Raw genomic sequence first — 23,952 nt, forward strand, 5'->3', positions numbered from 1 at the left:
CCTCCTTACTCCTCAAAGATAGCCTGTACGTTCCCGATTCTGCGCGTTGCCGCAATGACCGCCAATAGGAACAGCAGCATAATCATCGAAAGCGCAGCGCCGAGCGGCCAGTTATAACTGTTGCCGAATTGCGTTTGAATCATATTTCCATACATGATTCCCGATGTGCCTCCGACCAGCGAGGGTGTCATGTAGTCTCCGAACGAGGTGATGAAGGCGAACATAAACCCCGTCACGACACCCGGCATACTGAGTGGAAAGACAACTGTCCAGAACGCCCTTGATCCGCTTGCTCCCAAATCTGCCGCGGCCTGCAGCAGATTGCCGGGAATTTTCTCGATGGCACTATAGATCGGAATAAAAGTGAACGGTATCGCGATGCACAGCATCGTGATGACGACCGCGGAGCTGTTGAACAACAGCGACGAGGAAGGCTGTTTTAAAATCCCCGTCAATACCAAGAGCGAGTTAATGAACCCGGATTCTCCCAAAATCGACCTCCAGGAATAGATCCGCACTAAATACCCCACCCACAAAGGAGCCAGCACCCCAAGAAACAGGATCGTCTTCATGGTTCCTCTCCGGTGATTGACGAACAATGCCAACGGATAGCTTATAAGCGCCGACAGCACCGCGACAATCAAAGCCAGCTTGATCGTTTTCCAAAGCAATGACAAGTATATCGGGTCTTGGAAAATTTTCGAGTAATTTTGAATACTAAAGCTGTGAACGATCTGGAAATTATCAATACTCCAGAAGCTGAACAGCAGCATCGCAGAAACAGGCAGGACGATGAACAAGAGTACCCATATGGAAATCATAATCAGCATCAGGTTTTTCCCGTACATCTTAGCTCCCCCACTCTTTGACGATAACCGCATCCTCCGGACGGAAGAACAGATCCACGCTCTCACCCTCCGAGAATTTCACGTTCCCGTCGTCCTTCTGCTGCTTCATCAGAATATGTGTTCCTCCAGCCTCTCTGAACGTCAACTCTCTATCCGCGCCATAATAGGTTTCTTCCACGAAGACCGCGCTGAGACGGTTAATATACCGTTCATCGTCTTTGGAGATCCGGAGCTTCTCCGGACGGACCGAAATGTAAACATGCGGCTCTCCCGAGAGATCCGAAGCCTCATTTGTCATCGCTTGAAGCCCGGCATCACTCACAAAGTGGGTTGGCCCTTCCATTCTTCCTTTAATCAGATTGGATTTTCCGATAAAACCGGCAACGAAGCTCGTTTGGGGCATTTCGTAAATCTCCTCTGGCGAACCCACTTGATGCAGCACGCCGTTCTTCATTACGGCAATACGGTCCGACAGGCTCAGCGCTTCCCCCTGATCATGCGTGATGTACACGAAAGTGATGTCCACTTCCCTTTGCAGATGCTTCAGCACCCGCTGCATTTCTTGCCTTAGATGAAAATCGAGCGCGGAAAGCGGCTCATCCAGCAGCAGAACTTCCGGTTTGGAAATGAGTGCCCGGGCTAACGCGACACGCTGCTTCTGTCCGCCGCTGAGCTGATTCGGAGAACGGTCAAGAAAGGGGTCCATACTTACCATCTTCATGCTTTCGATCACTCGGGAACGAATCTCATTCTTCGGCACCTTCCTGAGTTTTAGAGGATAGGCCACGTTATCATAGACTGTCATATGGGGAAAAAGGGCATAGTTTTGAAACACGGTATTCACATTCCGCTTGTAGGGAGGAATATGGTTAGCCGAGGTTCCGGATAGATACACCGCCCCCTCGGTCGCATGATCAAATCCCGCTATCATTTTCAGCGTTGTCGTTTTACCGCAACCACTCGGTCCCACAATGGAAAAAAATTCTCCTCTTCTGATCGACAAGTTTAAATCTTTGATTGCCTCGTAATTGCCAAATCGTTTCGATACCTGGCGCAGCTCCACTACAGCCTGTTCTTGATTGATCATGAGGTCTCTCCTTTCCAAAGCAAGGCTGCGGCCGCTAAGCCGCACCCTTCCATGCAGATGATTCGGTTATTGAGCCGCTTTGACTTCATTCCACAGCTTCACGCGTTTTTCAAAGCTTTCCGGGAAGGCTACGTACACAAGATTGTTGAAATAATTAGGATCATCCATATGCGAAACCTTTTTCTCCTCATCTGTCAGCTTGTTTGCCGAGTCGGCATTCACCCCGCCGTAGCTCGTCTTCTTGATCAGCTGCGCCTGAACTTCCGACGAAATCAGATAATCGATATATACGTGGACCAGTTCGGGATCTTTGGCATCCTTGCCGATGACCGCATTGTCGATCCACACCAAAGCCCCTTCCTTCGGAATCACTTCCACGACATTCTTTCCTTCTTTTTGAAGATCTGTAATCATTGTCGGTCCCATAGAGAAGCCGATCCAGCCTTCGTCGCTTGCCATCAGATTCTTCCCGTCTTCAAAGCCGGCGTAATAGGTACGAACCAGCGGTTTCTGTTCGAGCAATTTGCTCTTCACTTGATCCAGCTGCGCATCAGTCAGGTTATACGGATCTTTGAAGCCAAGAAGCATCGCTGTCATTGCCGTTTGATTGGCCGCATCGTCCAGGGTAACGATCTTTCCGCTGTACTTCGGATCCCACAATGCGTTCCAGGAGTCAATCGGTTCTTTGATTTTATCCGTGTTGACCATCATAGGCAGCGAACCCCAGGCAAACGGAACCGCATAGGTCTTTCCGTCCTTTACTACGTGTTTATCGTTGAGCGACTTCATATTTGCGATTAGCTGATTTGTATTCTTGAGCTTCGCCAAGTCAATCGGTTGAATCAAATTCATTTTGAAGTAACGGTTCACGGACCCGCCATCCATGAAAATCAGGTCGTACTTTACAGAACCGGACGCTGCTTTGGCGAACATTTCATCAACGCTGCCGGCATAAGTGACTTTAACGGTTACGCCGTATTTTTGCTCAAAAGGCTTCACCCATTCATCTTCCTGATATCCTTCCCAGGACAGCACATTAATCGTTTCACCTTTGAACTTCGCCAGATCCTCGCCGCCATTTGAGGGAGCAGCAGAGCTTGCCGTTCCGGCGCCTGAATTTGTGGAGCTTGCGCTGCCGACACATCCGCTGAGCCCAACCAGAATGACTACAGACATCAGAACAATCAGTACATGTTTCAGTTTCATGTTCTTCCTCCCTTAATTAATCTGCCCAAGAAATGATTGTCTTTAGACCGGTAAGGTTGCCGGCAAGCAGAATCTCTTTCGCCTCTTCCGGAGATACCACCCGTTCGACCAATGGATTCAACTTTATTTGATTACGTGCCACGCATTCGATCGCCCTGGACCAGATGGCAGGAGAATTGGTCCGACCGTAAATACGGATGCCTTTAAAAATGATTTCTCTGTGCGGAAAATGATCGGTATGACTATCATTAAAACCGTACAAGATAATCCTTCCGCCTGTGCTGGCATATCGAACTGCATCTTTCACGGTATCCGACAAACCGACGGCGTCGATAACCAATTGAAAGCCACCTCTGTCACGTATGCTCGGATGCTCTTTGAGCGCAGCGTCCTGCCCGTCGAATGGGATCAGGTCGTCTGCTCCGAATCTTTGGAGTAATTCCGTGCGCTCCGGAAGTTTGTAAACTACGCAGATGCGTCCGGCTCCCATCATTTTGGCGATTTGCGTAAAATACAAGGCGGCGGGACCGTCTCCGTAAATGAGCACATGTTCCCCTGGCAGGAGGCCTGCGTTGTCCACAGCTCCAAAGGGACAAGCCATGGGTTCGAAAATCGCAGCCGAAACATCGCTCAGCTCAATCGGAATTTTGTGTGCGCTTTTTGCCGGAACCCTGACGTAATCGGCCCATCCGCCGTTTTCGTTGATCCCCAGCTCACAATAATTCGCACAAAATTCCGGCTGTGAAGCTTTGCAGAAAAAACATTCGCCGCAGGGCACTCCCGGATCAATTACGACCCTGTCTCCCTCTTTCAATTCTTTGACATTACTGCCCGTCTCAATTACTTTCCCAGTTATTTCATGGCCTAATATATAAGGCGGGGAATAGGGGAACTTGCCCTTTATGATTTCAACATCCGTGGCGCAGACACCGGTATAGCTTACACGAACCAGTACCTCGGTGGGACGAATCTCGGGAATCGGGACCTCTCTTAGAGCCAGAATCCCATCCCCTTCCCATATAAGTGCTCTCATCATGCCCGCCATTATATCTCCTCCATTGGCATTCTGGCTTTCAATTGACGCTTTTACGGAAATAAGCCCCTGGTTCTATCGGTCACAGCGGTATTTCTCCAGCGCCTCTTCATTCAACTCAACGCCCAAACCGGGCTTGTCGGAAATTTCGGCATACCCGTCCTTGACGGTAACGTCGCTGAGCAGCATTTCCTGACGGATTGGCGTTTCGGCTACACAGTATTCCAGCAAAGCGCCGTTCGGTATGGCCGTGACCAAATGCAGGGAGGCGGCCACAACGATTCCGCTGCTCCAGGCATGGGGCACACAGGTAATATGATGCGCTTGGGCAAGCTGGGCAATTCTCTTCGCTTCGCTTAAGCCTCCGCAGCGGGTCACATCCGGCTGAACAATGTCGACTCCGCCTTGCTCGATCAGTTCTTTGAAGCCGTAGCGCGTCGTTTCATTCTCTCCTCCGGCAATGCGGATAGAGGTTGATTCCGCCAATTTGCGGTATCCTTCGTAATCGTCGGCAAAGAGCGGTTCTTCGATCCAGTAAGGAGTGAAAGGCTCAAGCTCTTTGGCGAGCGCCATACGCGAGGCGGCGTCGATCGGGTGGTCGTCGGAGGGAATAAAGCCGAGGTCGAACAGCAAATCAATGTTCGGGCCCGCTGCTTCACGGCAAGCTTTTACCAGCTCTACAATCTCCCGGTTACCCTGTTCAAATCCACCCCAGCCCAGTTTGATCGCCGTGTAGCCGTGCTCAACCCACTTCTTCGTTTCGTCATATGCTTCCTGCGGGGTATAGGGCATCAAAGTGCTTGCATACGCCCGAACCTTGCCGCGCTGCGCGCCGCCAAGCAGCTTGTACACCGGCAGATTGAGTGCCTTGCCCATAATATCCCACAGCGCAATATCAATCCCGCTGATGGCATGGATGACAACTCCCCTTCTTCCATAGAAGGTGCTTCCCACATACAGCTTCTCCCAGATACGTTCGATTTCGAATGGATTCTCTCCGATGAGCATTTCTCCGAGCCCTTGGCAAATACGGTGGGAGGAAGGCGTATCGATAATCGATTTGACCACCCACGGAGCCGAATCCACTTCGCCAATCCCGGTAATTCCTTCATCCGTGTGGACTTTGATAATGATTCCATCCTGGGCGCTATCATTGATTAATTCAATCGTATTGCCTTGTCTTACGGGGATTGCTTCAACCTTCGTAATCTTCACGTCATATCTCCTCCTGCTGGGTGTGATGTTTCATGACAATAATATAAAATGTCGATTGTAGATTGTCAACAATTTATTCTGGTGTATAATATGCTTATCAACGTTCACAGGGTAATGAATCTAGTTGACAATATTTTATTGAAGCAAGTACATTGTTTATTGTAAACAATAACCAGATCGGAGATTCTTTATGACAAGTCCTAACGATTTTGAGAACTTTCAATTTAAAAAAAATGATACCGTTTCTTTGCGTCAGTTTGTTTACCAGGAAATTCGCGAAGCCATTATCAAGGGGCATCTCGAGCCGGGGGCCCGAATACGCGAAATGGAGATTTCAAAGCAGATGAACGTTAGCCGTGGTCCGATTCGCGAGGCAATCCGAATTTTGGAGCAAGAAGGCTTGGTCATTTCCCATCCTTACCGGGAAACGGTTGTTGTTGACCTTTCCGAAGAGGAAGTCATTCATTTGCTCGTGCCTACCCGGCGCAATTTCGAATTGTTCGCGGCGCAGAAGGCTGCCAGCGTGCTGACAGCCGACGATTTTGCCTATTTGGACAACATTATTCTGAATATGCAGGAAGCAAGCGACCAGGATGATCTGGACCGTCTCTCGAATCTGGATCTGAAATTTCACGAACGGATTGTAGAACAATGTGTTTCACCTGCCATGTTCCGCATCTGGAACAGCATCTCAGGCAAGCTCCACGCACGTTTTCTCATTCAGGGCTACAGCCATTCCTCCTTACAGACCGTAGTGGAAGAACACCGCGAAATGCTTCAACTGATTCGCAGTGGAGATAAAGAACGCATCGAACAGCATCTGCAGACACACATCAAGTAGCATAAGGAGGCATGAGTTTAGATGCAGGATGGCAAAAAAATATGGGTTGGTTCTGAAGTCTTACATGTTCGGGCGGTAGCTTTCGACAAAGACGGCACCTTGTTCGATTCCGTGAAGTTCTGGTCCTACATTGATGAATTGAGAAAGAACGAATTTACACGTCTTACAGGTCCCGAATACGGTGATGAGTGGAGCGCCATGATGGGGTTTACGCAGCCGGATCACGTTGACTACACCGGGGTGCTTGCGGTAGCCACGACGCTGGAGGAAATCATTCTGACTGCAGGGCTCCTTTATCGTCTGAAGGGATGGTCCTGGTTCGAATGCAAGCAAAAGGCGCAGCAAATTTTCGCGAACGCCGACCGGCAGCTTCAATTGGAGCATGCTTTCCACTCGACGGATAACGTGCCTGATATATTTCATCATTTGCACTCCCACGGAATATCCGTCGGGATCATGACATCGGATGCTTACGAACGCACATCACGGCTCATGCAGATGCTGAAAGTCGATCATGTGCTGGATTTTGTCATAACCCCCGAGCAAGTAAGCAAAGGAAAACCTGACCCGGAAATGGTGACTAAAGCTTGCGCGATGCTGAAGATTTCACCCGGGGAGCTGGCCATTGTTGGTGATTCTGTGGCGGATGTCCAAATGGCGAAAGCTGCCGGCAGCATCGGAATCGGTCTCATTACGTACGAAGGTTCGGAAAAGGATTTATCTCCGCATGCGGACTTTTTAATCCATTCTCTTTCGGAGATCCAAGTAAAATAAAAAATAAGCGCCTGAACCTGCATAAGGTAGAGGGCGCTTATTTGTTCTTTAAGAATACCGATGTCCCCGAAGAATTCCTTTCAGTCGTATGCAGTAATACCGGACTTTATTGTACCTTAAAATCGTCGACGTTCAGATGGCCCCAACCGCCGGTGGCGGTATCGACCAGCTTGATATATACGACTTCGCCCAGATAGGCGGAAGCGTCCAGCGTCATTCTGCGGTAGGTCTCGTCATCCTCAAAACCGACGTTCGTCGTTTTCAGCAGGACCTGATCATCCGACGCTCTTACAAGAGCGACATATAAGTTCTCATAGTCGTTTCCGCCGCCCATCAGGAAGCTAATCTCCCCGCTTCCTGACAGCTTGAAATTGTTTGATTTCAGGACGCCGGTCGCGGCGTCGCCGCCCGCTTCCCCATTGTATCCCCAAAGATGATAAGTGCCGCTGTGGTTGAAGGGAAGAACGCCAAAGAATGTTTTCTCCTGCGAAACATGCTTGTCGCTGAACGCATTGCCGCTGACTACCGTCCATCCGGTCAGGTCGCCCGTTTCAAAATCCGGATTAATCAAATCTGTAGCGGTCGTATCAACGGGCTTCGGAGGAGCCGGCTCAAAATCCGTTTTGTTCTTATAAATGATGTTATCAAATGCGGTTGTGGAGCCCGATACGCCCAAACCGAAATATCCGCCCGTGAATGAAGGATCGCTGGCCGTGATAATCCGTGCCTTATCCAGATAAACCTGAATAGAATCTTTCTCCGTTACTACTTTCAGGTTGTACGTCTTGTTGGCTGTCAGGTTGAGCCCGTCTTCCGCGCCATAAACGGCGAGGGACACCGATTGGCCTCCGGCCAATTTGATCAATTTCACCGTGTTGGTCCGGACATCTAATCTTGCCATGTACGCGTTCTCTCCCAGCCTGTCGGAACGGAATATCAAATCTCCGGAGCCGACCGGATTCGGGACATAGTCCTGATTCGGGTCATTCGGATGAGAGTCGGTATCGAGAATCCGGATATCGGCTTCATACGAAGAGTCGCCGCCTGTATTTCCCGAAATCGTGATGGCGTCCATACCGGCCGTTTCTCCCTGTTTGCCATAGAGGGTATCCGCCCACATGCCGTTTATCGTGGTCCATCCGCTCAGGTTCGTTTTGACCGGGGACTTGCCCCAAACCGATTTCAGCGGGTAGATGTCTAGCGATTTCAGCTTCACGTCCCCGCCGACACTGTATATTTCCAGCCCGGTGCTGCGCGGGTCGGGGAAGACCTGATCGGTAATGGCAGCGGTACCGTTATTGCCGAATACTTCAATCGCGGAACGATCCACGAAGAGATGCATCTTGACCGTATCATTCTCCGGCCGCAGCGGCGCCTCATGTTTGCCTTTTACATGGATGCCGTAATTGAAGTTGCCGGATTTCGAGCGGTCGACGAACAGGTTTTGCTTGGCCGTATCATACCCGACCACGGTCTGTTCAGGAGTGTCTCCGTGCTTGATCGTGCCCTTGTGCACTTTAAAGCCGAATTCGGAAGCCGTAGACTGGGACACATCGAACTCGGCTAGGATTTCGTACACATCCGAGGTCTTGGAAACGGCATTTGAGGTTCCGGTCGAAATCAGCTGGTTTTCCATCGTGATTTTGCCGCTGTGGTCACGGATTTTCTCCAGACTGACCTGTGTTTGCTTGAGCCGAAGCCCGTCTTCGGTCCGGGTCAGCTCCATCTCTCTCGGAAGCGTCAAAGAGCTTCTCCACGTCGTGGTCGGCGTTTTTTTGGCGTACTGCCAATTGCTCATCCAAGCGAGCCAGTACCGCTCCCCGTTCTTCCCTTCTATGTTGTTGTACGGGATACCGGCATAGAAGTCCGCGCCATAGTCCGCCCACAGCACCTGATCCGCCGGATTGTCGTTCACAAACCGCTTGCCGTCGAAATCCCCGATGAAATACTGCATGCCGGCCCCGCCGCCGATCGAGCCGTTTTGCAGACTGACCAGCAGCACCCACTTTTTGTTGCTCGGATTGCCGTCGACCGGGAGGGTAAACAATGCCGGACATTCCCAAACGCCTGCCACCCTGCCGTTCGTCGAAGGAACCCACTCTCCGACGATTCCTTTCCACTCGGTAATTGTACCGCTCTCGTACTGCTCCGGTTCCTTCGGTTCTTGGGCTTTATTATCGACTGCCGCGGGAATCGTTCCCGTGTTGTAGACATTGACGTCGTCAACATTGATATGCCCCCAGCCGCCGGTCGCATTATCAACGATCTTGATGTACAGAACCTCGCCCAAATAGTCCGAAGCGTCCCAGACGAATCGGCAATATTTTTCATCGTCCGCCCAGTATTTGTTCTCTTGCCGGATCAGCTCCTTATCGTCGGAAGCTCTCACCAAAGCAACATACCGGGTATTGATATCATTGCCCCCTCCGATCATCAGGTTGATTTCACCCGAACCGCCCAGCTTGAAATAGCTGGAATGGAGCTCACCTGTCAAAGCGTCATAAGGAGGAACCGCCGCTCCCCATAAATGGCTGTTGCCCTGCTGCCCGAAAGGTCCGCCCCAATATTCCGTCGCTTCGGAGACATGCGCGTCCGTAAAAGCGTCTCCTCTTACACTTTTCCAGCCCGTCAAATCGCCAGTCTCAAAATCATGGTTCTCAATCTCGGAAGCTTCCGTGACAATATACTTTGTCTTAAACACGCCCTGGAATTGGACTGAAGCCTTCGAAGCGTGCAGACCGAGCAGGCCTGTGGAGTAGGCCGCATCCTCCGCGTCAATAACCGGCGTACCATTCAGAAACACTTTAATCGCGCCGCCGGCTGCGCTTGTTTTCAGATGGTATGCTTTTCCTGATTCGACGACCGCCTCTTTCTCCTTGATAACCTTGCTTGCGCCGTTTACCATTTGGATCAGCCGTACCTTGTCGTTCGCGTCATCGAGCACGGCTTCATAGCCGTTTTTCCCGTCCGCGTCCGCACGGAATACAAGCGAGCCAAAGCCGGAGGCGCCGTCATTTTGAGAAATACTCAGATCGGTTTCATAACTGAAATCGGAAGCGGTCTCTCCGCTCATGGTGTAGGCATCGTCTTTGGAGCTTCCGAGCTTTCCGGAGTTATTGTTTGACCATGTTCCCGAAAGGGGCGTCCAGCCGGAAATATTGGTCACAAAATTTGCGGTGTTGGTAAACTTTACGTTCCGGAAGACCGCGGACGAGTTCCAGGACGACAGTCCGAAGTAGCCGCTTCCGAAAGACGAATCCTGCTGGTCGATAACCAGCTTATCGTCCACATATATTTTCACCCGTTCGTCTATCGTTTCGACTTTTACATGATACGTCGTGGAAGCACGGAGATCGGCGGGTTTGGAGACAATTTCCGTAATTGAATCGTTTCCAATTTTTCCGAGCGTTAATTCATCGGTTTCTGTATTCAGCATAGCGACATAGCCGCTCTTCATCTCCGGGTCCGCGCGGAATACCAGTCCTCCCGTACCGATCAGCGTGTTGTTCTCAATAGGCATCACGTCGGCTTCGTACACAAACGACTGCCCGCGCTGCGTTGATATGGCAAAGGAGTATCCCCCGGCTTGCCCGGTTCCCTGGATGCCGCCGTCCGGGCCGAATTCGCTCTGATAGGTCCAGTCTTTCAAGTTGGGCGACGTATAGAACATGATTCTGTCTTTGGCTGCGAGAGTCATCACCCACTGGTTCGATTCTTCATGCCAGAAGACGTTCGGATCGCGCCAGTCGGCAACAGGCGGATTCGGCATGACAGGGTTGCCTTCATACTTTGTCCAGGTCCGGCCTCTGTCCGTGCTGTAGGCTAGACTTTGAACCTGCCTTGGTCCATTGGCGTGAGTGAAGATGGCCACCATGGCATTTTTGCCGAACCCAGCGGTATTGTTATAATCGATGACTGCACTCCCCGAGAAAATGACACCGTTTTCATCCGGAGCCAGAGCAAATGGCAGCTGCTCCCAATGAATAAGGTCCTTGCTGACCGCGTGCCCCCAATGCATGGGGCCTTGGGTCTTCTCGTAAGGGTCATATTGGAAAAACTGATGATACTCTCCCTCGAAATAAATCATTCCGTTCGGGTCATTCATCCAGTTCGCTTGAGGTGAGAAGTGAAACTGATTTCGGTGAACCTCGTTGTAATAGTCTGAGTCCGCGGCCTGGCCGGAAGCGTTAGCGGTCAAGCCAGCCGGAAATGCCAAGGCAAGCGTTAGTGTTAAAGCGGCTAGCGTTTTTCCCTTTTTACTCAAAGTGGAATCAACACCTTTCCCTGCAAATGTGGACATTACTTTGACACGTTAATCATCCTATTCACTGCCGAAATCTTTCATTCGCTGTTTGTATGCTGGGATATGCCCCCCTTCCCATATATGTAATCGTTTGCAAAATTGTGGGTCAAAGTCCCATACCACGGACTCCCCAACCTATTTTAAAAAAGAATGGAAGCACTTTCAATATGCAATTTGTACTTTATTTCTCACATTGGAGGGGCTGAACGCAAGTAGGAACGGCTGCCTTGTTCTTACAAAATAAGACATAGAATATATTGACAGAATATAAACGCAAAATATATACTTTGATCATTGTATATAAAACCTAGCTATTTAGTATGAAATATTACTGTGACTACTGCCATTACAAATCACCTTGCGTCAAATGAGATAAGAGAGGATGGATAGCGAATGGGCAAGATCAATTTGAGGATGGCTGAAGTTCAGAATCGTGAGCGGCGGCTCGGCACCATCATCGCCTGGAACGGAACAGCATCGGATCTGCACACGCAATCAGGCTATCAGCAAAGAGGAAGCGGATGTAAAAGCAATAAGGATGGATGCCGGCTGTGCGAAGCCAAAGGACCTTTCACTCAAGGCTCGGTATGCAGCGAGCAAATGGTTGAATGTCAGGCAGGCAATGTCAGAGATGCGGTGCTGATCCAGCATTCACCGATCGGCTGCGGTGCCGGACAAGTTCCCTACAATTCAATCTACCGTAATGGATTGGCCATGAGAGGCCATAAAGTCGAGAATATTAGAATTATCAATACAAACCTGCAGGAGACGGATATGGTATTTGGCGCGCTTGGCAAACTCAAGCAATCCATTGACGATGCGTGGGAAAGGTATTCACCCAAAGCCATTTTCATCGGAACCTCCTGCCCTACCGGGATCATTGGCGAAGATATTGAGAGTGTTGCAAGGAAGAAACAAGAGGAGCTGGGGATTCCCGTCATTCCTCTTTTCTGTGAAGGATTCAGATCGAAGCATTGGAGTACCGGCTTTGACGCGACCCAGCATGGCATTTTGCGCCAGATTGTGAAAAAAAGCACGAAAAAACAAGAGGATCTTGTCAATGTCATCAGTCTTTGGGGTTCGGATATTTTCACCCCTATGTTCAAAGAGTTTAATCTAAGAGTCAATTATGTTGTCGATATGGCATCCGTCTCCGATCTCGAGCAATTGTCTGAAGCGGCGGCAACTGTAGGCTTCTGCTATACGCTCTCTTCGTATATGGCGGCGGCGCTGGAGCAGGAATTTGGCGTGCCCGAAGTCAAAGCTCCGATGCCCTACGGCTTCGCCGGAACCGATGCATGGCTTCGCGAGCTCGGAAAAGTCACCCATCGGGAAGAGCTTGTAGAGCAGTACATCGCGAAGGAACACGCCAGAGTGAAGCCGAAGATCGCCGAGCTCAAGAAGAAGCTTCAGGGGTTAAAAGGATACGTAGCTACAGGCTCCGCTTACGCCCACGGACTGATTCAAGTACTGAGAGAGCTGGATATTCAGGTAGACGGCTCACTGGTGTTCCACCATGATCCCGTTTATGACAGCGGCGATGCCAGAGAGGATTCATTGGGGCACCTGATTGAACATTACGGCGAGGTCCCGTCGTTTAATGTGAGCAACAGGCAGCAGTATCAATTTTACGGTTTGCTGCAGGAGGTCAAGCCGGATTTTATCCTGATCAGACATAACGGTCTCGCGCCGCTGGCTTCCAAGCTCGGTATCCCCGCAGCCCCGCTGGGCGATGAACATATCGCAATCGGCTACGAAGGCATCATTAATCTGGGTGAAGCGATTCTGAACATTCTCGCCCATAAAAAATTTCACGATGATCTGAAAAAGCACGCAAAACTCCCCTACAAGCAGTGGTGGCTTGAACAAAAAGACCCCTACATTCTCTCCAAGCACCCGGAATTGATCGATGCGTAAACAATGATTTTCATAGAAAAGGAGAACTACCATGGCTGTTACCAAAAATGAGCACGGGCAGACCAATTCAATCAATCAAGTTCGCTACGGCTGTGCCGTCGGAGCCCTGTACAGCGTCGTATCCATTCCGGGCGCCGTTCCCATCGGCCACTGCGGACCGGGCTGCATGGACAAGCAATACACCAGCCTGGCCTTTTACAACGGCTTTCAGGGCAGCGGGTATTCGGGAGGCTCAGTCTCTCCAAGCGTCAATGCCGGTGAGAAAGAAGTGGTGTTCGGCGGCGAGAAGCGCTTGGACGAATTAATTAAATCCACTCTTAAGATCATAGAGGGCGACTTGTTTGTGGTGCTGAACGGGTGCATCGGAGAATTGGTCGGGGATGATGTTGGAGCGGTCGTCAGTAAATATCAGAAACAGGGAGTCCCCATTGTGTATGCCGAAACCGGCGGCTTTAAGGGCAATAACTTCGTCGGCCATGAGATCATAACGACAGCCATCATTGATCAATACGTTGATAAATATGCGGTTGACAAGGACCACAAGGAACAAGGACTCATTAATGTCTGGTCGGAGCTGCCGTATCAGAATACCTTCTGGCGCGGAGATTTGTCCGAGCTGAAGCGTATTCTGGAGGGCGCCGGTTTCAAAGTCAATATTCTGTTCGGCGGCAAATCGGGCGGAGTCGAGGAATGGAAGACGATCCCCCATGCCCAGTTTAATCTGGTCGTGTCGCCATGGCTCGGTCTGAAAACGGCCAAGCATCTGGAACAAAAGTACAATCAGCCGTATTTGCACATCCCTGTGTTACCGATCGGTGCGCAGCAGACAGCGGCATTTATTAGACAGGTCGTTGAGTACGCGGGCATTGACCCTGCAACAGCCGAGTCGTTTATCGAGCAGGAAGAAAAAGAATACTATTATTATCTGGAACATTTCAATGATTTCTTCTCCGAATATTGGTGGGGGCTGCCGGCAACCTATGCCGTAGTCGGGGACAGCACGTACAATCTGGCCTTAAACAAGTTTCTGGTGAACCAGCTCGGCTTAATTCCAAGGAGACAAATCATCACCGATAATGCGCCGGAAAAATATAGAGAAGCCATCGCTCAAGAATATCAAAAGCTCGCTCATGATGTCGCCACCACGGTCGATTTTGTTGAAGATGGCTATATCGTCGGCAAATTATTGAGAGAGACGGATTTCGGTCATAAGCCTCCGATTATTTTTGGAACAACATGGGAAAGAGACACGGCCAAGGAACTAAAGGGCAAAATTGTCGAAGTCGGATTTCCGGCGTCCTATGAAGTGGTTCTGAACAAAAGCTACATCGGCTACAGAGGCGCATTGCAGCTTATTGAGAAAATATTCACTGTCGCAATAAGCGCCAGCGCATAGCTCTCGGCATGGCGCTGCTGCTGGAACGGCCTGGAAATAGAGCGAAGACCCTCCCGAATCCAGGAGGGTCTTCGCTCTATTGCCTTGTTTAATCCCCCCGCTGCCGCATCGCCTCAAACAACAAAATCGTCGCCGCCATCGCCGCGTTCAGCGATTCGGCCCGGCCCTTCATCGGGATGATGATGCTCTTATCCACCTGGGCCGCCGTCTCCGGCGAGATGCCGCGGCCTTCGCTGCCGATCACCAGCCACTGGCTGCCGCTGCGGAAATCGTGGCTGTAGCAGGAGTCCACGCCCTGCAGCGAGGTGCTGACCAGCAGCACGCCGCGCTGCCGCGCCTGCGGCAGGATCTCCGCCAGATCGGCCTCGACTATCGGCAGATGGAACATCGAGCCCATCGTGGAGCGGATGGTCTTCGGATTGTACAGATCGGCGCTGCCGCGGCCCAGGATGACGCCGTCCGCCCCCGCCGCGTCGGCGCTGCGGATGATGGTGCCGACATTGCCGGGGTCCTGCACGCCGTCCAGCACGACGACGAGGCTGCCCGGCTTGTCCAGCGCCGCTTCGGCGCTCTCCCGAGGCTTTCGCACCACCGCGAACACGGGCTGAGGCGTGTTGGTGCTGCTGCATTTGGCAATGACCGCGGGTGAGACCGCAATCGTCTCCATGCCGGGAACGGACTGCAGCAGACCGTTCAGCTCCGCGGGCATGCCTTTCTCAATATCATAAGCCAGGATTTCGACGTTAGCTTCCGCCAGCAGTGCCTCCTGCACCAGATGAACGCCTTCAATGATGTATTTTCCGCTCTTGTCGCGGTGTTTTTTCTCGAGCAGTCCGGCCCATTCTTTAACCCGCGCATTTTGCGGGGACATGATTTCCATCCTAATTCAACCTTTCCGGTCCATTCATTCTTAATTAATCCGTTATTGATAGGCTATCTCCAGCCGGTTCAGGTTATCCTTGTGTCCGACAATGACCAGCACATCGCCGCTCGTCAGCCGGTCGTCCGCGTTCGGAGTAATGTTCATATGGTCTCCCCGCCGGATCGCCATCACGTTGCATCCATACTTGGCGCGGATATCGAGTTCCTTGAGATTTTTGCCAAGCATCGCTTCGGGAACCTTCATATCCAGAATACTGTAATCCGGCGACAGCTCGATATAGTCGAGAATATTTGGCGAGGCCAGATGATGCGCCACCCGCAGCCCCATATCCCTTTCCGGGTAAATCACCTTGTCCGCACCGATCTTGCCCAGAACCTTCCCATGCAGCTCGCTCTTGGCCTTGACGAGAATGACCGGTACTCCGAGATCCTTCAGAATAAGCGTGGTCAAAATGCTGGATTGAATATCCTCACCGATCGCCACCACCACTACGTCAAAATTGCGGATGCCCAGCGCCCGCAGCGCCTCCTCGTCCGTCGAATCCGCCGACACGGCATGCGTCACGATTTCGGAAATTTCCTGTATGCGCTGTTCGTCCGAGTCGATGGCCAGCACTTCGTACCCCATGCCGCTCAGCGCCTTGGCCACACTGGACCCGAACCGGCCCATTCCGATGATGGCGAATTGCTTCTTGGGCATTTCTACTCCCCCCGTATGCTGTCAATTGTCTCAAAACAGTATAGCATATGGGGAATTAAACTTGAATTTTAGGTTCTGTAACAGGGCATATTATACCCAGCCTACTGGAGAAGAACCGGCTGCGCCCGCGTCCTGCAAGCATTGGTTTCGGATGCGGCGGTGCTTCAACAATATTCCGTCATTTTGAAAAAGGAGGTGTTATCATGTCCATCACACTCGACTTGCGCCAGGCGATCATCCATAAAGTCCATGGTCAATCCAAAGAGGAACTGCGGGAAATGATCGACGGTTCGATCGACGGCCCGGAGGCCGCTCTGCCGGGACTCGGCGCCGTGTTCGAAATGATCTGGAAAGACCTCGATCCCGTCAAAAAAGATGAAATCGTCTCGCTGCTGCACGAACACCTGAAGTCTGAAATTCCCGGCTCGCTAACGACCGGCAAATGATGGTGTGAAAAAGCCTCCGTCTCTAGCGCAAAAGCGCGCGAAAGACGAAGGCTTTTTGTTGGTTAGCCGGTATCCCCTGCCGGCTTGATTCACATTAAGGCGCCGTTTCCAGAAACTTCGCCGACGGGTTTTTCTCGATGGACGTCCGCATGGCATACTCGTTCTCGAACAGCACAACGAAATTCCCCTTCTTATCCGTAACAAGCGTGGAATTGATCCGGAACTTGCCCGGGTCCGGCTTGTTCTCGTCCACAATCCAGCGCGCGAACTGATACGGCATCCGCTGAAGCTGTACATCCACGCCGTATTCACCCTTCATCCGGTACTCGAACACTTCAAATTGCAGCTGACCGACCACACCCAGAATAATATCGTCAAAGCTGACCGTACGGAACACCTGAATCATGCCTTCCTCCGTCAGCTGGTCGATGCCCTTCTGGAACTGTTTCGATTTCAGCGCGTTCTTGATGCTGACCTTGGCGAATATTTCCGGCGAGAAGGTAGGCAGCTCATCGAATACGACATCGCCCGCCTGACTGAGCGAATCGCCTATCCGGAAGATGCCCGGGTCGAACAGACCGATAATATCGCCCGGATACGCCTCCTCGACGATATCGCGGTCCTGGGCTAGAAACTGCTGCGGCTGGGACAGCTTGATATCTTTGCCGGCCCGCACATGCTTTACGCTCATGCCCCGCTGGAACTTGCCGGAGACGATGCGCAGGAAGGCGATCCGGTCCCGGTGAGCCGGGTTCATATTCGCCTGGATCTTGAAGACGTAGCCGGTAAACTTCTCGTTCGTCGGCTCCACAATCCCCGCCGTGCTGCGGCGCGGCTCCGGCTTTGGAGCAAGCTGCAGGAAGTTCTCCAGGAACGTCTGCACACCGAAGTTATTGATCGCGCTGCCGAAGAAGACCGGCGTCAGCTCGCCGCGCAGCACCTTCTCGTAATCGAAAGGATCGCCCGCGACATCCAGCAGCTCCAGGTCCTGGCACAGCTGGTCATGCAGGTAATCGCCCGCCATCTCGCGAATGACGGGATCATTGTAATCCTCGACCTTCTGCACTTTGATAACCGAATGGTCGTCGCCCTGGAACAGCTCCACCTGATTCATCATGCGGTCATAGACGCCGCACAGGTCGCGGCCAGAGCCGATTGGCCAGTTCATCGGCACCGAGCGGATGCCGAGCACCTGCTCCAGCTCCTCCATCAGGTCAAACGGGCTGCGGCCCTCGCGGTCGAGCTTGTTGATGAATGTGAAAATCGGAATGCCCCGCTTGGCGCATACCTGAAACAGCTTAATCGTCTGGGCCTCGACGCCTTTGGCGACGTCGATCAGCATGACCGCGCTGTCGGCGGCCGTCAGTGTACGGTAGGTGTCCTCACTGAAGTCTTGGTGACCCGGAGTATCCAGGATGTTTATCCGGTGACCCGAATAATCGAACTGCATCACCGAGGAAGTAACGGAGATTCCGCGCTGCTTTTCGATTTCCATCCAGTCGCTTGTTGCGTGCTTGCTTGCTTTGCGGGCCTTGACCGTTCCCGCCAGCCGGATCGCGCCGCCGAACAGCAGCAGCTTCTCCGTCAGTGTCGTTTTGCCTGCGTCAGGGTGGGAAATAATCGCGAATGTTCTGCGTTTGTCCACTTCCTGCTGCAAGTTCTGATCCATCGTTTGACTCATTGCACATATCCCTTCATATCTGAATTCATCACGTTTAAGTAATCATGGCTTAAAATAAGCCTGTATCAAATCGGCATAATGGCCATTGTTCATTGCTCCTGTCAGCTGATTAACGGGACTCTCCGCAGTTATCGGCCTCCACAGCCAAAGGACATCATAACGCGCGGGCATCCTTTAAAGTATATCAAAATTGGGGCGGCATTATCTACCTAAAACCAGCCAGTGTGAAAAAAATCTCCCCGCTGTAAAGCAGGGAGATTTCTTAACATCTATCGAACTAACGATTTTAATTATTGTTCACTGACCATACAACATTACTTTCCTTCTGTCCGTTGACCGGCCACCACTGGAAGCCGTCCTGTTCAAGCAGCTCAGCCGCTTCAACCGGTCCCCAGGTGCCTGCCGGATAGGAAGCCAGATCGCTGGAATCCTCTCTCCAGGCTTTGGCGATATGGTCCACGAACGACCATGCCGAGGATACCTCATCCCAACGGGTGAAGTAGGTGGAATCGCCCCGCGCCGCATCATGCAGCAGACGCTCATAGGCTTCCGGCGAGTTGATGCCGATCAGACAGCTCTGGCAGAAGTCCATCGCCAGCGGCTGAATCTCCGATTCCGAGCCCGGCTTCTTGGCATTGATCTTCACGTAAATGCCTTCCATCGGGTTAACGCGGATAACGAGCAGATTCGGTTCCAGGTTATGCTTCTGCCCCAAATAGACATTGGTAGGCATGCTCTTGAACTCCACAACCACCTCGGTCGTCTTGGCCGGCAGGCGTTTGCCTGTGCGGATGTAGAACGGTACGCCCGCCCAGCGGAAGTTATCCACGAATACCCGGGCGGCAAAATACGTTTCCGTCGTTGACTCCGGATTCACCTTGTCTTCCTGGCGGTAAGCCGGCAGGGTCTTGCCGTTGAACAGCCCCTGCGTATACTGCCCGCGAACCACGTTCTTGCGCACTTCTTCGCCGGTCAAATATGGACGGAGCGAGCGCAGCACCTTGACCTTCTCATCGCGGATATCCTCCGCAAGCAGACGGCTTGGCGGCTCCATCGCGATCATGGTCAGCAGCTGAAGCATATGGTTCTGGGCCATATCCCGCAGCGCTCCGGCATGGTCGTAATAGCCGCCGCGCTCTTCGACACCGACGGTTTCACCCAGCGTAATCTGGATGTTGGCGATGTGCTGCTTGTTCCACAGCGGCTCAAAGAAGGCGTTGGCGAAGCGGATCACTTCGATATTCTGTACCATTTCCTTGCCGAGATAATGGTCGATCCGGAAGATTTCTTCTTCCTGGAAGACTTGGCGGATCTGCTCGTTCAGCTTCTCGGCCGACTCCAGATCGTAACCGAACGGCTTTTCAATAACGAGACGATTCCAGCCTTCTCCATCCAGCATGCCTCCGGCTTTCAGGTTGAACGATACGCTTCCGAACAGCTCGGGAGCGAGCGCCAGGTAGAACAGGCGGTTGCCCGGAATGCGGAACCGCTCCTCCAGCCCTTCGGTCTGCTCTCTCAACTCGCGGAAACCATCAATATTGTTAATATCGAGCGATTTATACTCAAAATGATTGACGAATCCTGTCCATTCATTGTCATCAATGGCTTGATAACGGCTGAACTCGCGGATCGAGGCCTTCACATCTTCCCTGAACTCCTCGGGACTCCGTGGACGGCGTGCCACGCCGATTACCGCAAAATCCTCGGCAAGCTTCCCTTCACGGTACAGGCTGTAAATGGCCGGAAAAAGCTTGCGCCGGGCCAAGTCGCCGGTTGCACCAAAAATAAAAAATACAGCGCCGGGTGTTTTCAATTCATCAAAGGTTTGATTTTCAGCCATGGCTCCTCATCTTTCTCTATGCAATCATAGTAATAGTTTATTGAAATCAGTTCTCATCGTCAAATGTCAAATCGAAAGTTACAACGACGTGATGTCATTTTATCATATTCCGGATGAGGATGCTATTAGATTACCTGACAGTTTCTCTCGGAATTCGTCAAAGTTCTATTACTGTTTTTTATCATATTTAATATCTGAACTTATACTGGCTGAAAATCAGTACTCAATCGTAATCAGCGGGAGTCCAAGGGTCACCCGGTTGCCGCCGAGGACATCATCCTGATGTACCGCCGCCTGTAAAGCAAGGCTGTGTTTCCCGCTCTGCACGGTATGCTCAAGGGAAGGGACCGTATAGGAGGTGCTTGCGGTTGCCGCATCCGTGTAGGTTTCGGCCGCGCTCATGCCCGGCAGCTTGCCTTCAAGCGTCCGCTCCGTCAGCTTCAGCGCCCGGCCGGCCTCTCCATGCTCCCTGGACATGCCTTGCAGGGAGACGTTCCAGTCGGCGGCAATGCCTGCAGATGCCAGGATGCTGCCGGCCTCATCGGCGGCCTCGGCCATTCCCTCAGTGCGGGACAGATCGTTCGTCTCCAGTGTAACGATCACATAGCTTGCGCCCTCTCCCATTTCACTCCAAAACAAAGAGATCTTCATGCCTCCGGTCTTGGCGGAGGAGCGGTAAGCGGCATGACCTTCCTCGGACGACTGGACAGCGTCCGGCAGTCCGAGCGACTTCGCGAGCGAGTTCGCACCTTCGAGCAAGGAACCGGCCTCTCCCGTATACGAGCCCTGCCATTTAAAAACAAGACGCAGCGGAGAGCCCGGCTCCGTCACGCTCCGTCCAAGCTCAGTGAGCAGCGCGACCGAGTCCGACGGCTCTTCACGGCCGGCAGAGCCTTGGACGACCGCTCCGCCAGGGCGCACAGCCTCCGCGCCGCCCGATTCCGCCGGGCTGATTTCCGCTCCGCTGCGAAATCCAGCCAGCAGCAGCACCGCAGCACAGCACAGAACGAACATCAGCAACATTCCCTTGCTCCCTACTCTTCCCCGGTTACCCATCGCTTCTCTCTCCCTTTCGGTTCCGTTCTAGCAATCTACTAGACAGGATAACCGGTCCTGAGAGATTTTATACTGAAAGCCGGAAAAGGCTAAGGCCTCAGCAATACGCAAAGAAGCCGGCTGGTTCGCCGACTGCTGTCGTTAAGTCTGTACTACAGGCTGGATTGTCTAAAACTACAGCGGCCGATACCGCTGCTACCACGGCGTTTAACCCTTAACGGGCATGGAGCCACACCGGGGGTTATCGCTATATCACGCTACATGTACCGCCTGTCCGTAATCGCTACTCGGCCAGCCCGTTCTTATAAGCGTAAATGGCCGCCTGCGTACGGTCTTCCACGCCCAGCTTGGCGAGAATATTGGTGACGTGGAACTTCACCGTCTTGATGCCGATGATCAGCTGGTCGGCAATATCCTGGTTGGATTTGCCCTGCGCCAGCAGCTTCAGCACCTCCATCTCCCGGTCCGTCAGCTCCGAATGTGCCGGAGCCTCAATCCGGGCGTCGCTCCGGAACCGGTTCATCATTTTGGAGGCGACCTGCGAGACGAGGACGGACTGTCCCCGGGCCGCCGCACGGATCGCATCGGCCACTTCGGTAGCGCGGGAGGTCTTGAGCAGATAGCTGAATGCGCCGGCCTCGATTACGGGATACATTTTTTCATCGTCCAAATAGCTCGTCAGCACAATCACCTTACACTCCGGGTAGAGCTTCATGATCTGCCTTGTCGTCTCGATACCGTCCATCCCTTCCATGACGAGGTCCATGAGCACGACATCCGGCTTGTATTCCTGCGCCAGACGAACGCCTTCCTCGCCGCCCCCGGCTTCGCCGACGACCTCGATTCCATCCTCGGTTCCAAGCACAGCAGCCAGCCCGATTCGGACCATCTCGTGGTCGTCCACAAGCAGCACTTTAATCGGTTCCCCATTCTCCATGGTTGTTCCCTCCCTGATTAAATCCCCTTATCCTCGCTGAGCAGCGGCACCGTAATCTCGATGCGCGTGCCTTTGCCCGGCGCCGTTATGAACTGGATTGATCCGCCCGTTTCGGTAATGCGCTCCTGCATATTGGACAGGCCGTAGGACGTCTGCTTGCCGGCATCCATATCAAAGCCGATTCCGTCGTCGCGGATGGTCATGCGAACCGTATCGCCCCGCCGGTGGATGCGAATCTCCATTTTGTCCGCCTTGGCATGCCTCAGCGTATTGGAGATGGCCTCCTGCACAATGCGGAACAGGTGGTTCTCGATCCCCTTCACAAGCTGCACACCAGAGTCCATTTCAAAATGGATATCGATCGGCACCTTCACCTGCAGCTCCTTGATCAATTCCCGGATGCCCTGCTCGAGCCGCTTCCCTTCCAGATAGACGGGACGCAGATGCAGCAGCAGCGCCCTCATCTCCGACTGGGCCACCGCAGCCATTTCCTCGATGAGTGCGATCTGGCGCTGGGCCTTGTCGAAATCCTTCTCCAGCGTCCGGCCGACGGCAGTCGCCGTCATGGAAATGGCGAACAGCTGCTGGGAGACCGCATCATGCAGCTCCCGGGCCAAACGCTGCCGCTCCTCCACAATCGCCGACACCCTCGCCTGCTCGGCAAGCTGGGCGTTATTCGTCGACAGGCGCTGAAGCGTCGTCACCTGGTCCTCCCATTTGCTTCCGATCACATTCAATTGCTCCGCCAGCCGCCCAAGCTCGTCCTCTCCAAGCGTGGGCATAGTCAGCGTCAGGTTGCCTTTTTCCCACAGCAGCAGCGTCTCCCGCATCCGCTCAAGCCTGCGCTTGACGCGGAAGCTCTGATAGAAGCCGAATCCTACGCCGAGGCCGATCGGCAGAAGCAGCAGCGAGACCGTCCTGAGCCCGAAGTCCAGGCTTTCATAAGGACGCAAAAAACCGTATGTATACATCATGTACAATATAACGAGCAGCAGGACAAAGGAGAACAGAGCTCCTTCGCCCATGCTGCGCGACACGATATTGGCATTCTTTTTATGATCCATCCGGAGCTCTCCCTCCTTATCCGCCTATGGCAGTCTTACATCCAAATCACCCATCAAATAAGAAACGCTGACCTTCACCCGATGCTCGCTGCTTTCGTAGCCCGGAGACTTCCAGTTCAGCCGGTTCATCATCCCCGCATCGCGCTGACTCCCGAATTCGATGGAGCCGAACAGCACGAACGCTTCGATTTCCACGCCGTAACCGTCAGCCAAATGCAGATCCACATCTCCAAAAATCCCCTGAAACAGCATGACCGTCTCCTTGTCTTCCGCCATCGCCAGCGACAGATCCAGATCCGTCTCGCCCAGCACATGCCAGGCGCTCAGACTGTGCATCACCCAGGGTGACCGGTCCCAGTTAAAGCTTGAGGAGAAATTCTGCTTCTGAAGATGATTTCTCCCCTGCTGCAAGCCTTTGGATTTGACGAAGAACATGCCCAGCGAGATCAGGCAAATGCCCAGCACTAGCACCAGATGATCCAGCAGCAGAAGCACCGCGCCGATACCCAGCAGCGTATATCCCTGCTTGATCTTCCCCGATTTCGTCCGGAAGATGCCCAGCAGCAGAAGTAAAAGGGCGACAATGGAAAGGAAACCGATCCATCTGCCAAAAATCATCAAGCATCCGACAGCGATCAGTCCTATGGCTATCAAACGGTTTCGCTTTTCCATTTCGCACCTCCTTTATGGTTAGATTAGCCGGCCGTACCTTCGGGCGGCCCGGCA

The 23,952-nt window shown here is 52.6% G+C and carries 19 protein-coding genes; 5 read left to right on the plus strand and 14 right to left on the minus strand.

What is annotated here, in order from left to right:
- Positions 1-5: 5 nt before the first annotated feature.
- The 5 genes from PSAB_RS20190 to PSAB_RS20210 form a co-directional block, all read right to left on the minus strand.
- Complete coding sequence (locus PSAB_RS20190; protein ID WP_025336397.1) at positions 6-848, minus strand: ABC transporter permease; 843 nt, start codon at positions 846-848, stop codon at positions 6-8.
- 1 nt (position 849) lies between these two features.
- Positions 850-1,935, minus strand: coding sequence for an ABC transporter ATP-binding protein (locus PSAB_RS20195; protein WP_025336398.1), 1,086 nt, complete (start codon positions 1,933-1,935; stop codon positions 850-852).
- Between the two features lie 66 nt (positions 1,936-2,001).
- Complete coding sequence (locus PSAB_RS20200) at positions 2,002-3,141, minus strand: ABC transporter substrate-binding protein (RefSeq protein ID WP_025336399.1); 1,140 nt, start codon at positions 3,139-3,141, stop codon at positions 2,002-2,004.
- A gap of 16 nt (positions 3,142-3,157) precedes the next feature.
- Positions 3,158-4,186, minus strand: a complete 1,029-nt coding sequence (locus PSAB_RS20205) for a zinc-dependent alcohol dehydrogenase (RefSeq protein ID WP_025336400.1) — start codon at positions 4,184-4,186, stop codon at positions 3,158-3,160.
- A 63-nt stretch (positions 4,187-4,249) separates the two neighbouring features.
- Positions 4,250-5,389, minus strand: a complete 1,140-nt coding sequence (locus tag PSAB_RS20210; RefSeq protein WP_025336401.1) for a mandelate racemase/muconate lactonizing enzyme family protein — start codon at positions 5,387-5,389, stop codon at positions 4,250-4,252.
- A 190-nt stretch (positions 5,390-5,579) separates the two neighbouring features.
- Here PSAB_RS20210 and PSAB_RS20215 point away from each other — a divergent pair, with 190 nt between their 5' ends.
- Positions 5,580-6,230 (plus strand): GntR family transcriptional regulator, encoded by a 651-nt coding sequence (locus PSAB_RS20215; RefSeq protein ID WP_025336402.1) that lies wholly within the window; start codon positions 5,580-5,582, stop codon positions 6,228-6,230.
- Positions 6,231-6,251: 21 nt separating this feature from the next.
- Positions 6,252-7,004 (plus strand): HAD family hydrolase, encoded by a 753-nt coding sequence (locus tag PSAB_RS20220; protein WP_025336403.1) that lies wholly within the window; start codon positions 6,252-6,254, stop codon positions 7,002-7,004.
- 106 nt (positions 7,005-7,110) lie between these two features.
- On the opposite strand, the gene PSAB_RS26245 is transcribed toward PSAB_RS20220, so the two are convergent.
- The gene (locus PSAB_RS26245; protein ID WP_051529796.1) at positions 7,111-11,268 is read right to left on the minus strand and encodes a GH32 C-terminal domain-containing protein; all 4,158 of its coding nucleotides are present in this window, start codon (positions 11,266-11,268) and stop codon (positions 7,111-7,113) included.
- Between the two features lie 432 nt (positions 11,269-11,700).
- Here PSAB_RS26245 and PSAB_RS20230 point away from each other — a divergent pair, with 432 nt between their 5' ends.
- Positions 11,701-13,224, plus strand: coding sequence for a nitrogenase component 1 (locus tag PSAB_RS20230; protein ID WP_025336405.1), 1,524 nt, complete (start codon positions 11,701-11,703; stop codon positions 13,222-13,224).
- 31 nt (positions 13,225-13,255) lie between these two features.
- Complete coding sequence (locus PSAB_RS20235; protein WP_025336406.1) at positions 13,256-14,620, plus strand: nitrogenase component 1; 1,365 nt, start codon at positions 13,256-13,258, stop codon at positions 14,618-14,620.
- A gap of 88 nt (positions 14,621-14,708) precedes the next feature.
- On the opposite strand, the gene PSAB_RS20240 is transcribed toward PSAB_RS20235, so the two are convergent.
- Complete coding sequence (locus PSAB_RS20240) at positions 14,709-15,500, minus strand: TrmH family RNA methyltransferase (protein ID WP_025336407.1); 792 nt, start codon at positions 15,498-15,500, stop codon at positions 14,709-14,711.
- 42 nt (positions 15,501-15,542) lie between these two features.
- Positions 15,543-16,202 (minus strand): potassium channel family protein, encoded by a 660-nt coding sequence (locus PSAB_RS20245; RefSeq protein WP_025336408.1) that lies wholly within the window; start codon positions 16,200-16,202, stop codon positions 15,543-15,545.
- Between the two features lie 203 nt (positions 16,203-16,405).
- On the opposite strand from PSAB_RS20245, the gene PSAB_RS20250 reads away from it, so the two are divergent.
- Entirely contained in the window at positions 16,406-16,648 is a 243-nt protein-coding gene (locus tag PSAB_RS20250; RefSeq protein ID WP_025336409.1) for a small acid-soluble spore protein SspI, read from the plus strand.
- 94 nt (positions 16,649-16,742) lie between these two features.
- Here PSAB_RS20250 and PSAB_RS20255 read toward each other — a convergent pair whose 3' ends face one another.
- From PSAB_RS20255 to liaF, 6 genes are all read right to left on the minus strand, one after another.
- Positions 16,743-18,329 (minus strand): peptide chain release factor 3, encoded by a 1,587-nt coding sequence (locus tag PSAB_RS20255; protein WP_025336410.1) that lies wholly within the window; start codon positions 18,327-18,329, stop codon positions 16,743-16,745.
- A 286-nt stretch (positions 18,330-18,615) separates the two neighbouring features.
- A complete protein-coding gene (zwf, locus tag PSAB_RS20260) occupies positions 18,616-20,169 on the minus strand; it encodes a glucose-6-phosphate dehydrogenase (protein WP_025336411.1) in 1,554 nt (517 codons plus the stop codon).
- Positions 20,170-20,385: 216 nt separating this feature from the next.
- Entirely contained in the window at positions 20,386-21,225 is an 840-nt protein-coding gene (locus PSAB_RS20265) for a YwmB family TATA-box binding protein (protein WP_025336412.1), read from the minus strand.
- A 283-nt stretch (positions 21,226-21,508) separates the two neighbouring features.
- Positions 21,509-22,162, minus strand: coding sequence for a response regulator (locus PSAB_RS20270; RefSeq protein ID WP_025336413.1), 654 nt, complete (start codon positions 22,160-22,162; stop codon positions 21,509-21,511).
- A 17-nt stretch (positions 22,163-22,179) separates the two neighbouring features.
- Positions 22,180-23,226, minus strand: coding sequence for a sensor histidine kinase (locus PSAB_RS20275; RefSeq protein WP_025336414.1), 1,047 nt, complete (start codon positions 23,224-23,226; stop codon positions 22,180-22,182).
- Between the two features lie 24 nt (positions 23,227-23,250).
- Entirely contained in the window at positions 23,251-23,898 is a 648-nt protein-coding gene (gene liaF, locus PSAB_RS20280; protein WP_025336415.1) for a cell wall-active antibiotics response protein LiaF, read from the minus strand.
- Positions 23,899-23,952 lie beyond the last annotated feature (54 nt).

This window comes from Paenibacillus sabinae T27, assembly GCF_000612505.1.
GTDB classification, from domain to species: domain Bacteria; phylum Bacillota; class Bacilli; order Paenibacillales; family Paenibacillaceae; genus Paenibacillus_AQ; species Paenibacillus_AQ sabinae.

Coding starts and splice junctions, on each gene's coding strand:
- PSAB_RS20270 (WP_025336413.1), bottom strand. CDS start 22,162: ATGGAGAATGGGGAACCGATTAAAGTGCTGCTTGTGGACGACCACGAG.
- PSAB_RS20230 (WP_025336405.1), top strand. CDS start 11,701: ATGGGCAAGATCAATTTGAGGATGGCTGAAGTTCAGAATCGTGAGCGG.
- PSAB_RS20220 (WP_025336403.1), top strand. CDS start 6,252: ATGCAGGATGGCAAAAAAATATGGGTTGGTTCTGAAGTCTTACATGTT.
- zwf (WP_025336411.1), bottom strand. CDS start 20,169: ATGGCTGAAAATCAAACCTTTGATGAATTGAAAACACCCGGCGCTGTA.
- PSAB_RS20275 (WP_025336414.1), bottom strand. CDS start 23,226: ATGGATCATAAAAAGAATGCCAATATCGTGTCGCGCAGCATGGGCGAA.
- PSAB_RS20265 (WP_025336412.1), bottom strand. CDS start 21,225: ATGGGTAACCGGGGAAGAGTAGGGAGCAAGGGAATGTTGCTGATGTTC.
- liaF (WP_025336415.1), bottom strand. CDS start 23,898: ATGGAAAAGCGAAACCGTTTGATAGCCATAGGACTGATCGCTGTCGGA.
- PSAB_RS20200 (WP_025336399.1), bottom strand. CDS start 3,141: ATGAAACTGAAACATGTACTGATTGTTCTGATGTCTGTAGTCATTCTG.
- PSAB_RS20250 (WP_025336409.1), top strand. CDS start 16,406: ATGTCCATCACACTCGACTTGCGCCAGGCGATCATCCATAAAGTCCAT.
- PSAB_RS20190 (WP_025336397.1), bottom strand. CDS start 848: ATGTACGGGAAAAACCTGATGCTGATTATGATTTCCATATGGGTACTC.
- PSAB_RS20205 (WP_025336400.1), bottom strand. CDS start 4,186: ATGGCGGGCATGATGAGAGCACTTATATGGGAAGGGGATGGGATTCTG.
- PSAB_RS20215 (WP_025336402.1), top strand. CDS start 5,580: ATGACAAGTCCTAACGATTTTGAGAACTTTCAATTTAAAAAAAATGAT.
- PSAB_RS20240 (WP_025336407.1), bottom strand. CDS start 15,500: ATGGAAATCATGTCCCCGCAAAATGCGCGGGTTAAAGAATGGGCCGGA.
- PSAB_RS20245 (WP_025336408.1), bottom strand. CDS start 16,202: ATGCCCAAGAAGCAATTCGCCATCATCGGAATGGGCCGGTTCGGGTCC.
- PSAB_RS20235 (WP_025336406.1), top strand. CDS start 13,256: ATGGCTGTTACCAAAAATGAGCACGGGCAGACCAATTCAATCAATCAA.
- PSAB_RS20255 (WP_025336410.1), bottom strand. CDS start 18,329: ATGAGTCAAACGATGGATCAGAACTTGCAGCAGGAAGTGGACAAACGC.
- PSAB_RS20195 (WP_025336398.1), bottom strand. CDS start 1,935: ATGATCAATCAAGAACAGGCTGTAGTGGAGCTGCGCCAGGTATCGAAA.